Below are 15400 nucleotides of genomic sequence, written 5' to 3' on the forward strand. Positions count from 1 at the left end.
GAACGCGCCATGACTCAAGCCCTGGCGGATATGCGCCGAGACTACACCCGTGACGGTCTCACCGAGGCCCTGGCCCCGGCCGAGCCGTTTGCGCTGTTCCACCAGTGGTTTGCCGAGGCGGTAAAGACCGAGCAGGCGCCTGTCGAGGCCAATGCCATGACCCTGGCAACGGTGGACGAGGAAGGGCGCCCGCATTGCCGCATCCTGTTGCTCAAGGGCCTGGACGAGGCGGGTTTTACCTTCTTCACCAACTATGAGAGCGACAAGGGCCGGCAACTGGCGGCCCGTCCCTTTGCCGCGATGACCTTCTTCTGGCCGACACTGGAACGCCAGGTGCGGATCGAGGGGCGGGTGGTCAAGGTCTCGGCGCAGGAGTCGGATGCCTACTTCCAGGTGCGCCCGCTGGGCAGTCGGTTGGGGGCCTGGGCTTCACCGCAAAGCCGAGTGATTGCCGATCGCGGGGAACTCGAGGGCTTGCTCCAGAACACCGAAGCGCGTTTCAGCGATACCCAGCCCGACTGCCCTGAGCATTGGGGCGGTTATCGTTTGCTGCCGGAGCGCATCGAATTCTGGCAAGGTCGCGCCAGTCGCCTGCATGACCGGCTCGACTACCGCCTGCTCGGCGCGGACTGGACACGTCGGCGCCTGGCACCTTGATCTGACCTGTATTTCCCGGGGCAGTGGTTTCAAACCACTGCCGCCAAGCCAGATGCTTGATAAGCTTCCCCCAGAATTTGCGCGGAAGTTCAGATATGAACTTTTTGTGTATTGCACTGTCTCCCGGTAGCCGTAGCGCCAGATCACGTTCCATCGAGTGTCTGATGTGCTCCGAATTCCCGGGCGCCGAGGCTGTACTGGCGCTGAATGAACATCATTTTATCCGTGCGGTGCCGTGACAGGGATCAAGCTGCGGAGTTTAATTAAAGTCATATCTTTTGGAGTTGATCCTATGCGTAAGTCTGTTTTGTTGATTGCTTCCTTCTCCACCATGGCGATGTTGCTGGGTGGTTGCACCAACAGCCTGACTGGCGATTCCTATTCCCGTGACGAAGCGCGTCGCGTGCAGACCATTCGCATGGGCACCATCGAGTCGCTGCGTCCAGTGAAAATCGAAGGCAGCAACTCGCCTATCGGTGCCGGTGCCGGTGCAATTGTAGGTGGTGTCGGCGGCAGCGCCATCGGCGGTGGCCGTGGCAGTATCGTGACGGCGGTGATTGGTGCGGTCGCTGGTGGCGTGCTGGGCAACATGGCTGAAAAAGGCCTGACCAGCGCCCAGGGTGTTGAAATCACCGTACGTGAAGACGACGGCAGCATGCGTGCCTATGTGCAGGAAGTTCAGCCGAACGAAATCTTCCGTGTCGGCGAGCGCGTGCGTATTTCCACCGTGGGTGGCACCAGCCGCGTTTCCCACTGATTTTGCAATCAGCCTTAAAAAGAAACCCCGGCCAGGTAACTGGTCGGGGTTTTCTTTTTCTGGTGTTCGCTGATTAGGCGATCACCACGAACCTGTAGGAGCAGAGCTTGCTCGCGAAGAGGCCCGTGAGACCGTCAAAACTTCTGTCGGAACGCTACACGGACGCCTTGGGCTTGCGACTGGCCCCCGCCATCACGGCATAGCCGATCACCGCCGCCAGGATCGAACCGGTGAGAATCCCCATGCGGTCCATGCCGGCGTAGTCGCTGCTGCCCGGTATAAAGGCCAGGGAGCCGACGAACAGGCTCATGGTGAAACCGATGCCGCAGAGGATCGCCACGCCGAACACCTGCCCCCAGTTGGCGCCGTGGGGCAGCGCCGCGAGGCCGGCGCGGACCGCCAGCCAGGTCAGGCCGAAGACGCCCACCGTCTTGCCGATCAGCAGGCCGGCGGCGATGCCCATCGGCACGTGGTGGGTAAAGCTTTCCAGGCTCACGCCTGCCAGGGACACGCCGGCGTTGGCAAAGGCGAACAGCGGCAGGATGCCGAACGCCACCCAGGGATGCAGCGCATGCTCCAGGCTCAGCAATGGCGAGGCTTCGGCGTTGTGGGTGCGCAGCGGAATGCAGAACGCCAGGGTCACGCCGGCCAGCGTCGCATGCACACCGCTCTTGAGCACGCAGACCCAGAGGATCAGGCCGATCACCATATAGGGCCCGAGCTTGACCACTCCCAGGCGATTCATCGCGATCAGCGCCACCAGGCAGGCCCCGGCCAGCGCCAGCGACAATGTCGACAGTTCATGGGAATAGAAGATTGCAATGACGATGATCGCGCCCAGGTCGTCGATGATCGCCAGGGTCATCAGGAACAGTTTCAGCGACACCGGTACCCGCTTGCCGAGCAAGGCCAGCACCCCGAGGGCGAAGGCGATGTCGGTGGCCATGGGGATCGCCCAGCCGTCGAGCGCCGCCGGATTGTCACGGTTGAGGAACCAGTAGATCAGCGCCGGCACCACCATGCCGCCGATCGCCGCCGCACCGGGCAGCACCACCTGGGACGGTTTGGACAGATGGCCCTCGAGGAGTTCGCGCTTGACCTCCAGGCCGATCAGCAGGAAGAACAATGCCATCAGGCCGTCGTTGATCCACAGCAGCAGGGGTTTGGCGATTTGCAGGGCGCCGACCTGGGCCACCACCGGCACGTCCAGCAGACCGGCGTAGAGGTGCGACAACGGCGAGTTGTTGATGATCAGGGCCAGGGCTGCGGCGGCAATCAATAGCAGGCCGCTGGCAGCTTCCAGCTGAAAGAAACGGGTGAAAGTGCTACGCAGAGGCAAGGTCGCTCTCCATCGATGAATTCAAAAAGGTAGGACACCCTAACCCGTACTGTTAGTTGTTAAAACAAAAGTTATATTCTTTTTTGTTATAAGTAGGTGATTGAGGGGCTGACCGCAAAAGCCTAGCAGTTGTGTGTCTAATTGCGTCTTCACTGTATCTGTGCGGTCGGTAGGAAACTTCCTATAGTTAACGGATTATTGCCGTGGAGCCTGTCAGGGCTCCGATCTCTGTTTATCCTTCAGCGGTTTGGCCCTGGGCCAGTGGCGCAGCCAGCCGTCAGTGCTTTCGAGCACCTCCGTTCCAAGACGAGTACCCATCATGAGCGACAACCGACAGTGGGCCCGGGAAGCGATCCGGATCATTGAAGCCGACTTCCAGCGCAGTGCCGATACCCACCTGATCCCTTTGCCGCTGCCGGGCCTGCCGGGCATCGAGCTGTACTTCAAGGACGAGTCCAGCCATCCGACCGGCAGCCTGAAGCATCGCCTGGCGCGTTCGCTGTTCCTCTATGCGCTGTGTAATGGCTGGCTGCGTCCGGGCGCGCCGGTGATCGAGGCGTCCAGCGGTTCGACGGCAATCTCCGAAGCCTATTTCGCGCGCCTGCTGGGCCTGCCGTTTATCGCGGTAATGCCGGCCACCACGTCCCAGGAAAAGATCGCGCAGATCGCCTTCTACGGTGGCAAGAGCCACCTGGTGCAGGACCCGACGCAGATCTATGCCGAGTCCGAGCGCCTGGCCCGGGAGAGCGGCGGCCATTTCATGGATCAGTTCACCTACGCCGAACGGGCCACTGACTGGCGTGCGAACAACAACATCGCCGAGTCGATTTTCCAGCAACTGCGTTTCGAGCGGCATCCGGAGCCGAGCTGGCTGATTTCCAGCCCAGGTACCGGCGGCACCACGGCGACCCTCGGTCGTTATGTGCGTTATCGCCAGCATGGCACCCGGGTGTTGTGCGCCGATGCCGAGCGTTCGGTGTTCTTTGACTTTTACCTGACGGGTGACGCCGGCCTGCGTCTGGACTGCGGTTCGCGGATCGAAGGGATCGGGCGTCCACGGGTCGAGGCGTCGTTCCTGCCCAAGGTGATCGATGCCATGGTCAAGGTGCCGGATGCCTTGTCCCTGGCGGCCATGCATTACCTGGCGCAGCGTTTGGGGCGGCGGGTCGGCGGTTCCAGCGGCACCAACCTGGTCGGTGCGCTGATGGCGGCACGGCAGATGTTCCAGGCGGGAGAGAGCGGGTCGATCGTGGCGATCCTCTGTGACGGCGGCGAGCGTTATGCCACCACCTACTACGACCCGCAGTGGCTGAAAACCCAGGGCTATGAACTGGACGGCCTGATTGCGAGTGTGGCAGCCAGTGTCGAGCGCGGCGAGGCGCTGCCCGAGAGCGTGTTGCGGGCCGGGATCTGAACTTGTGGGAGCGGAGCTTGCCGGATCGCCGCGCCGCCGCGAAGCTTTTAGCGGCCACAAGGGCCCCTTCGCGAGCAAGCTCTGCTCCCACAGGTATGGGGTTCCACAAGTTAGTCTTCGGTATTTCCTGTGATTACAGGCTGAAGCCACCATCCAGCGGGATTATATTCCCGGTCATATAAGCCCCGGCGGTACTCGCCAAACTGATCGCCAGCGCAGCCATCTCTTCCTCGCGCCCCCAGCGCTTCATGGGAATCAACGCCGTGTCCTCGGCCAGCGCCTGCTCGTCGGCGCCGATATGCTGGGTCATCTTGCTCGGAAAGCGTCCCGGCGCGATCACATTGACGTTGATGTGCTGGCTGACCAGTTCTCGCGCCAGAATCCGTGACAGTTGATGCAGGGCCGCCTTGCTCGGGCCGTAGGCATAGGCCTGCTCGCCGAAGGAAGAAATCCCCGCCACCGAACCGATATTGATGATTCGCGCCGGGTTCGCCGCCGAACCGGCCTTGCGCAATAACGGCAGGAATTGCTGGATACAGTTGAAGACAGAGGTCACGTTCAGTTGCATGACCTTTTCCCAGCCCTTCACCGGATAGCTCTCCAGCGGCGCGCCCCAGGTGGTGCCGGCGTTGTTGACGAGGATATCCAGTCGATCGATCCGCTCACCCAGGCGTGTTGCCAGCGCCAGCACGCCTTCCTCGGTCGCCAGGTTGGCGGCCAGGGCCTCACAGTGCCCGAGGGCGCCGAGTTCATCGGCGGTCTGCTGGCAGGCTTCGGCATCCCGGGCACAGACGTAGACGTGGGCACCGGCCTCGACGAAGGCCTTGGCGATCATCTTGCCGATGCCACGGGTACCGCCGGTGACCAGGGCGGTGCGGCCTTGCAGGGAGAAGTAAGGGTGCATGGCGAATCCTGAGTGCGAAAAGGTATCGATACCCTAGCCGTCAGGAGTCAAAAGCGGAGCCACTATTGGGCGGCGCAATGATGCGCCATGCACGTCGAAGCGGATCAGCCGCGAACGCGCAGCGTCAGCCCCTTGAGGAAGTTGCGCAGCAACTGGTCGCCGCAGGGACGGTAGTTGGTGTGGCCGAACTTGCGGAACAGTGCGCTCAGCTCGGGCTTGGACACCGGGAACTCGGCGGCCTTGAGAATGGCGTGCATGTCGTCTTCCTTCAGTTCGAAGGCGACCCGCAGTTTTTTCAGAATGATGTTGTTGGTCACCGGCAGCTCGACCGGCAGCGCCGGACGGCTTTCGTCCTTGCCGCGCTTGAAGATCACCAGGCCATCGAGAAAGTGCGCCATGACCTCGTCCGGGCAATGCACGAAGCCTTCTTCCTCATCCTTTTTCAGGTAGGTGATGACATCGGCCTTGGCCACTTCGAAGCCGGTCAGCTTGATGAGCTCGACGACCTTGTTGTCGCTGATGTCGAGCATGTAGCGCACGCTACGCAGTACGTCGTTGTGAATCATGTGAACCATCCTGAGAGGTAGACGCCGCGCATCTGCGCGACGTTGAAGCGGGGATTAGAATTTTTCCTTGGTCGACAGGTAGCGCCATTGGCCAACGGGCACCTTGCCGATGGAGACGCCGCCGATACGGATCCGACGGATGGACACGACCTTGAGCCCGACCGCCTGGCAAAACAGCGCGATCACCCCGGGTTGCGGGTTTTTCATCGCGAAACGCAGGCGGTTCTCGTTCTGCCAGCTGGCTTTCACCGCGGGCAACTCGCGGCCCTTGTAGGTCAGGCCATGGCTCAGGCGGTTGAGACCGTGCTCGACGATATCGCCGCTGACTTCCACCACATATTCCTGCTCGATCTTGGCCGTGTCGGCGGTGAGCTTGCGGAGGATTTTCCAGTCCTGGGTGAACACCACCAGGCCGCTGGCGCCGGCTTGCAGGTCGGCACCCGCGGTCAGGCGCAGGAAGTGCCCCTTGAGCGGACGCTTGCCATAGCGGTGTTCCTCGGAGAGCGTCTCGGCGTGCAGCAGTTGCATGGCCGCCTCGGGGTCCAGGCCGACCGGTTGGTGCAGCAACAGGGTCACCGGCTCCGGGGCGGTGGCCTTGGCTTCGGGGTCCAGTTCGACTTTCTGGGCTTGGACCTTGAACTGCGGCTCGTCGATGACTTCGCCATCGACCGTGACCCAGCCGCCTTCGATGAACAGTTCGGCCTCCCGACGGGAGCAGCCGACCAGCTCGATCAGGCGTTTGGAAAGGCGAGTGGGTTCAGACATGACGGCGGCCGTAAAAAAGGGGGGCGGCTATTGTACCTGCCTGGCGCCGGTTAAGCCCGGCAACATTTGTCGCACTCAGCGCTTGAGGCGCAGATGCAGCAAAGGATAGGGCTGGCCCATGCCATCCTTCTCCGAGCGACCGATCACCTCGAAGCCCTGCTTGAAGTAGAAACCGACGGCCTGGGCGTTCTGTTCGTTGACGTCCAGTTCATCGGCATTCAGGTGTTCGATGGCGTAGCGCAGCAACAGCTTGCCCAAGCCCGTGCCGCGTGCGTGCGGGGCGATGAACAGCATTTCGACCTTGCCCGCCGCGACCCCGGCAAAACCGGTGATGCGCTGACGCGAATCGCGGGTACAGACCAGCATGACCGCATCCAGGTAGTGGGTCAGCAGCATGTTCTTCAGCAGTTGGAGATAACTGTCCGGCAGGAAGTCATGGGTAGCGCGCACCGAGTCTTCCCAGAGCTGGGCCAGTTCCGGGTAGTCACCGGGCTTGGGGGTTTGGATCACCGGGAGCTGGGGCATGTAGCAGATTCCTTCCATCGCGGTTGTACACACGCCAGACTATAGCCGTAAAAAAGCCCCGCATCTCGTTGAAAGAGCGGGGCTTTTCAGATTATTTACAGCTTAGATCGTTTCAGCCCAGAGGTCGTATTCGTCGGCGTCGGTGACCCGGCACCAGACCTTGTCGCCGGGCTTGAGATCGCCGGCGCCTTCGATGAACACGTTGCCGTCGATTTCCGGGGCGTCGAAGAAGCAGCGACCGACCGCACCCTGTTCGTCGACTTCGTCGATCAGCACTTCGATATCGCGGCCGATGCGCAGTTGCAGGCGGGCGGTGCTGATGGCCTGTTGATGGGCCATGAAGCGATCCCAGCGCTCCTGCTTGACGTCATCCGGGACCACGTCCAGGCCAAGGTCGTTGGCCGGTGCGCCTTCGACCGGCGAGTACTGGAAGCAGCCGACGCGGTCGAGCTGGGCTTCGGTCAGCCAGTCGAGCAGGTACTGGAAGTCTTCCTCGGTCTCGCCGGGGAAACCGACGATAAAGGTCGAGCGGATGATCAGGTCCGGACAGATTTCCCGCCAGTTCTTGATCCGCGCCAGGGTCTTGTCTTCGAACGCCGGGCGTTTCATCGACTTGAGCACTTTCGGGCTGGCATGCTGGAACGGGATGTCCAGGTACGGCAGGATCTTGCCGGCGGCCATCAACGGGATCAGTTCGTCGACATGGGGGTATGGGTAGACGTAGTGCAGGCGTACCCACACGCCCAGGCTGCCGAGGGCTTCGCACAACTCGGTCATGCGGGTTTTCACCGGAGCGCCGTTCCAGAAGCCGGTACGGTACTTCACGTCGACGCCGTAGGCGCTGGTGTCCTGGGAGATCACCAGCAGTTCCTTGACCCCGGACTTGACCAGGCGCTGGGCCTCGTCGAGTACGTCACCCACCGGACGGCTGACCAGCTTGCCGCGCATCGATGGGATGATGCAGAAGCTGCAGCTATGGTTGCAGCCTTCGGAAATCTTCAGGTAGGCGTAGTGGCGCGGGGTCAGCTTGATGCCTTGCGGCGGCACCAGGTCGATCAGCGGGTTGTGGTCCTGGCGCGGCGGCACGACTTCGTGCACGGCATTGACTACCTGCTCGTACTGCTGCGGGCCGGTGACGGCCAGCACGCTGGGGTGCACCTTGCGGATATTGCCTTCTTCGACACCCATGCAGCCGGTGACGATCACCTTGCCGTTTTCCTTGATGGCTTCGCCGATCACTTCCAGGGACTCGGCCTTGGCGCTGTCGATAAAGCCGCAGGTGTTGACCACCACGACGTCGGCGTCCTGGTAGGTGGACACCACGTCATAGCCTTCCATGCGCAGTTGCGTAAGGATGCGCTCGGAGTCGACCAGTGCTTTCGGGCAACCCAGGGATACGAAGCCGACTTTGGGGTTGGCTGGCGCGGTAGGGGTGGACATGTCTAACCTCGGTATTAGGGTGTCGAGCCACTTGGGACAAGGGCGTCGCGTGGGCGCTGATGCGCCTCTGATCAAAAAGTGCGCAATTCTAGCGATGGCCGAGGCACTTGACCAGCTTTATGCAGGGAAATGCGACGAGTGCTGCGCTATGCTTCGCCCGATGCGAGTTGCTGTCATTTTTTGTTTCAAATATCCGATGACTTATAAATCGTCGGCAACTGTAAGAAAAACAGCGCATGCTGCGTGAAAAAGCAAATAGTGCTTCTTGAAAGAAGCCTTATTCCGGGGTGTAGGAGTAGTTGATGGGTGGTCAGGCAGTGAGTGAGGGGCAGGTCGGGCACTCGACGGCAAAGCCGTTGGGTATGCTGGTAGCGGCGGTAGGGGTGGTGTACGGCGACATCGGCACCAGCCCGTTATATACCCTCAAGGAGGTGTTCACTGGTGGTTACGGGGTGCCGGTCGACCATGACGGTGTCTTCGGGATTCTGGCACTGATCTTCTGGTCGCTGGTCTGGGTGGTCTCGATCAAGTATGTGCTGTTTATCCTGCGGGCCGACAACCAGGGCGAGGGCGGGATCATGGCCCTGACCGCGTTGGCGCGGCGAGCATCGGCGTCATACCCGAAATTGCAGTCGACGCTGGTGGTTCTTGGGTTGATCGGCGCGGCACTGTTCTATGGCGACAGCATGATCACGCCGGCGATCTCGGTGCTCTCGGCGGTCGAGGGTCTGGAAATTGCCTTCGACGGGTTGGAGCATTGGGTGGTACCGCTGTCGCTGGTGGTGCTGGTGGCGTTGTTCCTGATCCAGAGGCATGGCACCGCGAGTATCGGCAAGCTGTTCGGGCCGGTGATGGTGGCGTGGTTCGTGGTACTGGGGGTCATGGGCGCCTATGGTATTTCCCTGCACCCTGAAGTACTGAGCGCGTTGAACCCGATGTGGGGCGTGCACTTCTTTGTCATTCACCCGGGCATGGGTGTGACGATTCTGGGGGCGGTGGTGCTGGCGTTGACCGGTGCCGAAGCCTTGTATGCCGATATGGGCCACTTCGGTCGCAAGCCAATCGCTCGCGCCTGGTTCGCCCTGGTGCTGCCGGCGCTGGTCCTGAACTACTTCGGCCAGGGCGCCTTGCTGCTGGGAAGCCCGGACGCGGCGCGCAACCCCTTCTATCTGCTGGCGCCGGCCTGGGCCTTGGTGCCGTTGGTGGTGCTGTCGACCCTGGCGACGGTGATCGCTTCCCAGGCGGTGATCTCCGGGGCGTTCTCCCTGACCCGCCAGGCGATCCAGTTGGGCTACATCCCGCGCATGCATATCCAGCACACCTCGAGTGCCGAGCAGGGGCAGATCTACATCGGTGCGGTGAACTGGACCCTGATGATCGGCGTGATCCTGCTGGTGATCGGGTTTGGCTCCTCCAACGCCCTGGCCTCGGCTTATGGCGTGGCGGTGACCGGGACCATGCTGATCACCAGTATCCTGGTGGCGGCGGTGATGCTGCTGCTGTGGAAATGGTCGCCGATCCTGACCGTGCCGATCCTGGTGGGCTTCCTGCTGGTGGACGGGCTGTTCTTCGCCGCCAACGTGCCCAAGATCGTCCAGGGCGGTGCCTTCCCGGTATTGGCGGGGATCGTGCTGTTTATCCTCATGACCACCTGGAAACGCGGCAAGGAGCTGCTGATGGACCGCCTCGACGAAGGGGGCCTGCCGTTGCCGATCTTTATTGGCAGTATTCGCGTGCAGCCGCCTCATCGGGTGCAGGGTACGGCGGTGTTCCTGACCGCACGGCCGGATGCGGTGCCCCATGCGTTGTTGCACAACTTGCTGCATAACCAGGTGCTGCATGAGCAGGTGGTGTTGCTGACGGTGGTGTACGAGGATATTCCGCGGGTGCCGACGCAGCGACGGTTCGAGGTCGATGCCTATGGCGAGGGGTTCTTCCGGGTCATCCTGCACTTCGGTTTTATCGATGAGCCGGATGTGCCTGAGGCGCTGAAGCTGTGTCATCTGGACGAGCTGGATTTCAGTCCGATGCGCACCACCTACTTCCTCAGCCGTGAGACGGTGATAGCGTCGAAGATCGTCGGGATGGCGCGCTGGAGGGAGAGTCTGTTTGCCTTCATGCTGAAGAATGCCAACGGTAACCTGCGTTTCTTCAAGTTGCCGGTGAACCGGGTGATCGAACTGGGGACCCAGGTCGAGATCTGATTCCACGGGTATGAAAAAGCCCCCGTTGCCTTGCGGCAGCGGGGGCTTTTTCTTTGGGCCCCTACAGGGCTCACATCATTCGCTTTTGACCTGACGCTTCTGGATAGCATCCACCAATCGCTTGGCCAGCGCCGGGTAGTTCTCGTCGAAGTGATGACCCCCTGGCAGCTTGACGGCCTCTCCCACCGCGGTGGTGGTGGTGCAGCCACTTTCCTTCACTTCGTCCTGGCCATAGATACACAGCACCTTGGCTGCCGGCAGCTTGGCCATGTCCGGGCCAGTATCGAGTTCCATGCCGGCCTTGCCCAACCAGCCGTCAACGTGAATCTCGAAACTGCCGCTGCGGGCGAACGCCAGCAGGATGATCGCGTCGACCCGCTGCTGCTCGTTTTCCGGCAGGCGGTTATAGATCGCCGGCAGTACGTCGGCACCAAAGGAGTAGCCGGCCAGGACGAAGCGCTTGGCACCCCATTTCTGCCGGTAGTGCTGCATCAGTTCGGTCAGGTCGGCAGCCGTCTGTTCCGGGCTCTTGTGCTGCCAGTAGTAGCGCAGGGTATCGATGCCCACCACCGGGTAGCCCATCTTCGACATATAACCCGCCGCGTCGCGGTCCAGGTCACGCCAGCCGCCGTCGCCGGAGAGGAACAGGGTCACGGTGTCGCTGGTCTTGTCCGCCGGGACTTCCACCACCGGAATGGCCAGGCCGCCGTTGTCCGTACCCACCAGCATCTTGCGCAGTTCGTTGTTCAACACCTGGGGCAGCTTGATGTCGTAGTCGCTGATGCTGGTTTCGGCATTCGCCTGGTCGCGCACGAACGCCGCGCTCGGATCATCCGGGCCGTCGTTCCAGGCCACCAGCCAGTGGCCGTGGGCCGCGGTCTTCGGTACCGGGGTCGTGCAATCCGGTTGATCGAGGACGAAGCCCACCGAGATCGCCTGGGCCTTGTCGCTGGTCTGGGACGCCAGCCAGTTCCAGGCCAGGGACGCGCCCGGACCGATACCGCTGACCAGGGTCGCCGGGCCTTTCAGTTGCTGCAAGGCACTGTCCAGGACCTTCTGCTGCAGTGTGCAGTTGTCCTTGGGCAGGATCACCTGGACGATCAGCGCCGCGCCACTGCGACTCAGTGCGGACAACTGTGTGTCGCTCAGGGCGTCTTCGGCGAGGGTCGCCACGACTACCTGGGCCTTGGGTGTCGTGCCAGGGGTCAGGCGGGTCAGGGTCGAACCGTCGGCCTGGCTCAAGTGTTCGAGAGTAGGTTCCGGTGGAGGGCGGTTCCAGAACCAGTAGCCGCCTCCCGCAAGCGCGGCCAGGAGCAGCACGATTACCAGTAACAACCGCCAGGAGCGTTGAATCATCAGCGTTTCACCAATCCAGTCAAGCCGCCTGCAATCAGGGCAGCGGTATCGGCCAATGCGACCAGCGGATCAAGCCCTGCCGGCACGGCCATGTAACGGGGTTCCCAATCAGGCTGGAACTTGTCCTTGAAACGACGCAGGCCCTGGAAGTTGTAGAGCTGCTCGCCGCGTTGGAACACCATCGAGCCCAGACGCTGGGTCAGTGGTGCGCCACGCCGTGGTTGCAGGCCTGACAGCGGGACCATCCCAAGGCTGAAACGCGCGTATCCGTGAGCCTTATAATGCTGAATCAGGCCAACCATCAAGAACTCCATGGTCAGCTTGGGGGCGTCGGGGTGCGAACGCATCAGGTCGAGACTGGCCAGTTCATGGCTGTGGGTCTCGAGCAGGTTGGCGAACGCCACCGGGCGCCCCTCGAAATGGATGATCGCGACGCGGAAGTGGTTGATGTACTCGGGGCTGAAACGGCCCAGGGAGAAACCTTTCTCGCGCACGTTCTTGCCGGTGAGCCAGGCGTCGGAGATGACCTTGAGCTCATCCAGCGGCGCCTGCCCCGGTTCGTAGATCTCCAGCGACAGGCCGTCGCGGCTACCACGGTTCCAGGTGTAGCGCAGGTCCTTCATCTCCTTGCCCTTGGACTCGAGGTCAAAGCGATGCAGGTCGACCCGGGCTTCTTCGCCGAGCTTGATGGCGGTCAGGCCGATGTCCATGTAGTACGGCAGGTTTTCCGCACGCACCTGATAGAACACCGGACGGGCATGATGGGTGTCGCACAGGTCGCGGAATTGCCAGATCAGTTCGGCACGCTGGCGCGCCGGGCCGATCGGGTCATACAGCGCCACCAGGCTGCGGCCACGACGGGCGTACATCAGGAAAGCGGTGTCGGTGGGGTGGAACAGGAACGCCTTGTCGCCGGTCAGGGCCAGGCCGCCATCAGGCTGGTCCGAGGCCATCAGCACCTTGACCGCCCGCTCCATTTCATCGGGCGTGGGCTGGTGGATCACCGGGCGCGCGGTACGCAGCAACCAGGTCAGCGAAACGGCGACCAGGACCACGGCGGCCCCCAGCAGTGAACGCAGGCCACGGGGGGCATCACCATCCAGCGCGAACTGCCACCACAGCTCGTGGCTGTAGGGCACGTCCTGGTAGGCGAACAGCAGCAGCCAGACCGAGGCACCGAGTACGCAGAGACTGGCCACTAAATAGAGTGGCGAGAACGGCAGTTCGGTGAGGCGGCTGGGTCGATAGAAGGAGCGGCGGAAAATCCCCAGCAGGCAGGCGGTGGCCGTCAGCATGCTGGCTTCTTCCCAGTCGAAACCCTTGAGCAGCGAGAGCAGGGCGCCCACCAGCAGCAAGGTCATGGTCAGCATCCAGGCGGCGGACAGGCGTCGACGCAGGCCCTGGGCCAGCAGCAGGCACAACACGCCCACCAGGCTGGCGCCGAAGTGCGAGGCGTCGATCAGGCGGTCCGGTACCAGGAAGTCGATGCCTTCCAGGCGTGTGTCGATTTCCGGGGTCGCGCCGGAGAACAGCAGGACCACACCGGACAGGAACACCAGTACGGCGAGGATCGGTGCCGCGAAACCCGATGCCACCCGCATGCTCTGGCGGGTACTCATCAGCCGCTGGGCTTCGGTACTCAGCAGGGCCAGGCAGGCCAGCAACAAGGGCAACAGCACATAGATCAGGCGATAGAGCAGCAGCGCGGCGGCCAGCGGTGCGGCGCCCAGCTCATTGGCAAAGGCGGCCAGCAGGATGGCTTCGAACACGCCCACGCCGCCGGGCACATGGCTGAGCACACCGGCGGCCAGGGCCAGCAGGTACACCAGCAGGAAGGCGCCGAACGGTGGGGCTACGGGCAACAGCAGATAGAGCACGGTCGCCGCGGCGGCCACGTCCAGGGCGGTAATCACCAGTTGCAGCAGGGTCAGGCGGGCACTCGGCAGGCGCAGGGTGCGACGTCCGACCTTGACCAGCAGGTTGTCCTTGATCGGTTGTTCCGGCAGGCGCCGGCGATAGATGCCGACCGCCAGCAGGGCGGTCAAGGCCAGCACGACCACGGCGATGCCGCCGAGGAGATAGATGGGCAAGTGCAGGGCTTCGGACGCCGCGGGCAGGTTGCTCAGGGTTGCCAGGGCGGCCAGGGGGGGCAGCGCGCAACCCAGCGAGAGACTGGCGAACAGGGTCATCCGCGCGACTTCGGCGGCCCCCAGGCCGAAACGGGCATAGAGTCGATAGCGCACCGAACCGCCGGACAGCAGCGACAAACCAATGGCGTTGCCGATGGCGAAGGCGGTGAAACCGCCGAGTGCCAGAGTGCGCTTCGGCAGTTGTACATCAGCGTAACGGCTGGCGGACCACTCATAGCCCAGCAGGATAATGAAGCCGATGGCGGTCGCCGCCAGGGCGCCGGCCAATGCTGGCTTGGGCACGCTGAGAATCGAATCGTGCAGGGCGTCCAGGTCGAGTTCGATCAACAGGTGGCGACAGGCGATCAGGGCGATAGCGAACAGGAACAGAGTGATGGCCAGGCCGACGGACTGCCGGTACTTGCTCAACAGATCCAGCCAACGGAGACGGTTGGCGGAGATCGGGTGTGTTGCTGTAACAGTATCGTGTGGTTCGGACGAGTTGGCGCGCATCAATCACCTCTAGGATTGTGCGCGACAGGATGGGGGTATCCAGCCAAGTTACCAATCCCTATGGACAAAATAATTGCAAATATTAACGTGTCTGGCCGTTGTACGGCGACCCACGCCCCGGGCTGTTGTAGAGGAAGTTTGTTGCGGATTCAGCTTAGCCTGTGCACCCATTGACTGCGTTATCCGTCGAGGGTTCGATCCGTCCTGCCTTGATTGGATGAAAGTTTTTTCGGCGGATACAAAAAAGGCCACTCTTTCGAGCAGCCTTTTCTGATATTTGGTTGCGGGAGCCGGATTTGAACCGACGACCTTCGGGTTATGAGCCCGACGAGCTACCAGACTGCTCCATCCCGCGTCTGTGTGGCGGCATTCTACAGCCGAACGGCGGGGTGTCAACCGTTAATGGTCCGTTTGGTCAAAATAATGTGCAAAACCTCGATTTGACCGGCTGCTTTCGCTAAGTGTCAGACAATCAAGGTTTTTTCAGGCTGCCAGGTAAAAACACCCACGCACAAAAAAGGCCACTCTTTCGAGTAGCCTTTTTTGATGTTTGGTTGCGGGAGCCGGATTTGAACCGACGACCTTCGGGTTATGAGCCCGACGAGCTACCAGACTGCTCCATCCCGCGTCTGTGTGTCGGCATTCTACAGAGAAACGCTGGGCTGTCAAACCCTAATTGAGGAAAACCCCTTTATTGTTCAACCGCTTAGCGCTTGAGGTGGGCTCTTCATCGGGGCTCGGGGCCATGCTGGGCAAGGCTTCCAGCTCTATCGACGAGTGCTTTTCGATTGAAAAAATAAATTCATAGGGGTTGTTTCCTACAAGTAAAGA

The 15400-nt window shown here is 61.8% G+C and carries 12 protein-coding genes and 2 tRNA genes; 4 read left to right on the forward strand and 10 right to left on the reverse strand.

The window, feature by feature from the left end:
• Positions 1-9: 9 nt before the first annotated feature.
• Positions 10-657, forward strand: coding sequence for a pyridoxamine 5'-phosphate oxidase (gene pdxH, locus M5C71_RS24380; protein ID WP_103496412.1), 648 nt, complete (start codon positions 10-12; stop codon positions 655-657).
• A 292-nt stretch (positions 658-949) separates the two neighbouring features.
• Positions 950-1414: a glycine zipper 2TM domain-containing protein gene (locus M5C71_RS24385; RefSeq protein ID WP_103496413.1), complete on the forward strand. Its 465-nt coding sequence runs from the start codon at positions 950-952 to the stop codon at positions 1412-1414.
• Positions 1415-1568: 154 nt separating this feature from the next.
• Here the strand turns inward: M5C71_RS24385 and nhaA are convergent, their stop codons facing one another.
• On the reverse strand, positions 1569-2753 hold the full coding sequence (nhaA, locus tag M5C71_RS24390) for a Na+/H+ antiporter NhaA (protein ID WP_248768899.1): 1185 nt from the start codon (positions 2751-2753) through the stop codon (positions 1569-1571).
• 316 nt (positions 2754-3069) lie between these two features.
• On the opposite strand from nhaA, the gene M5C71_RS24395 reads away from it, so the two are divergent.
• Positions 3070-4167, forward strand: a complete 1098-nt coding sequence (locus M5C71_RS24395; RefSeq protein ID WP_248768906.1) for a PLP-dependent cysteine synthase family protein — start codon at positions 3070-3072, stop codon at positions 4165-4167.
• 133 nt (positions 4168-4300) lie between these two features.
• Here M5C71_RS24395 and M5C71_RS24400 read toward each other — a convergent pair whose 3' ends face one another.
• From M5C71_RS24400 to rimO, 5 genes are all read right to left on the reverse strand, one after another.
• Positions 4301-5071, reverse strand: a complete 771-nt coding sequence (locus M5C71_RS24400; RefSeq protein ID WP_103496416.1) for an SDR family oxidoreductase — start codon at positions 5069-5071, stop codon at positions 4301-4303.
• 104 nt (positions 5072-5175) lie between these two features.
• Positions 5176-5637, reverse strand: coding sequence for a DUF1456 family protein (locus tag M5C71_RS24405; protein WP_103496417.1), 462 nt, complete (start codon positions 5635-5637; stop codon positions 5176-5178).
• A 54-nt stretch (positions 5638-5691) separates the two neighbouring features.
• Positions 5692-6402, reverse strand: coding sequence for an rRNA pseudouridine synthase (locus tag M5C71_RS24410; protein WP_103496418.1), 711 nt, complete (start codon positions 6400-6402; stop codon positions 5692-5694).
• A gap of 75 nt (positions 6403-6477) precedes the next feature.
• Positions 6478-6927, reverse strand: a complete 450-nt coding sequence (locus M5C71_RS24415; RefSeq protein ID WP_152740243.1) for a GNAT family N-acetyltransferase — start codon at positions 6925-6927, stop codon at positions 6478-6480.
• A 102-nt stretch (positions 6928-7029) separates the two neighbouring features.
• Complete coding sequence (gene rimO / locus M5C71_RS24420) at positions 7030-8367, reverse strand: 30S ribosomal protein S12 methylthiotransferase RimO (protein WP_103496420.1); 1338 nt, start codon at positions 8365-8367, stop codon at positions 7030-7032.
• Between the two features lie 302 nt (positions 8368-8669).
• On the opposite strand from rimO, the gene M5C71_RS24425 reads away from it, so the two are divergent.
• Positions 8670-10571 carry a potassium transporter Kup gene (locus tag M5C71_RS24425; RefSeq protein ID WP_152740244.1) on the forward strand — a complete coding sequence of 634 codons (1902 nt, stop codon included), beginning with the start codon at positions 8670-8672 and terminating at the stop codon, positions 10569-10571.
• A 75-nt stretch (positions 10572-10646) separates the two neighbouring features.
• On the opposite strand, the gene M5C71_RS24430 is transcribed toward M5C71_RS24425, so the two are convergent.
• From M5C71_RS24430 to M5C71_RS24445, 4 genes are all read right to left on the reverse strand, one after another.
• On the reverse strand, positions 10647-11927 hold the full coding sequence (locus M5C71_RS24430) for an AcvB/VirJ family lysyl-phosphatidylglycerol hydrolase (protein ID WP_103496423.1): 1281 nt from the start codon (positions 11925-11927) through the stop codon (positions 10647-10649).
• On the reverse strand, positions 11927-14569 hold the full coding sequence (gene mprF / locus M5C71_RS24435; protein ID WP_103496424.1) for a bifunctional lysylphosphatidylglycerol flippase/synthetase MprF: 2643 nt from the start codon (positions 14567-14569) through the stop codon (positions 11927-11929). Before mprF ends, M5C71_RS24430 begins: the two co-directional genes overlap by 1 nt.
• A 278-nt stretch (positions 14570-14847) precedes the next feature.
• Positions 14848-14924 (reverse strand) — tRNA-Met (locus M5C71_RS24440).
• A gap of 196 nt (positions 14925-15120) precedes the next feature.
• Positions 15121-15197, reverse strand: a tRNA-Met gene (locus M5C71_RS24445).
• Between the last annotated feature and the right edge of the window lie 203 nt (positions 15198-15400).

Source organism: Pseudomonas sp. MWU12-2345 (assembly GCF_023242385.1).
Taxonomy (GTDB): Bacteria; Pseudomonadota; Gammaproteobacteria; order Pseudomonadales; family Pseudomonadaceae; genus Aquipseudomonas; species Aquipseudomonas gingeri_D.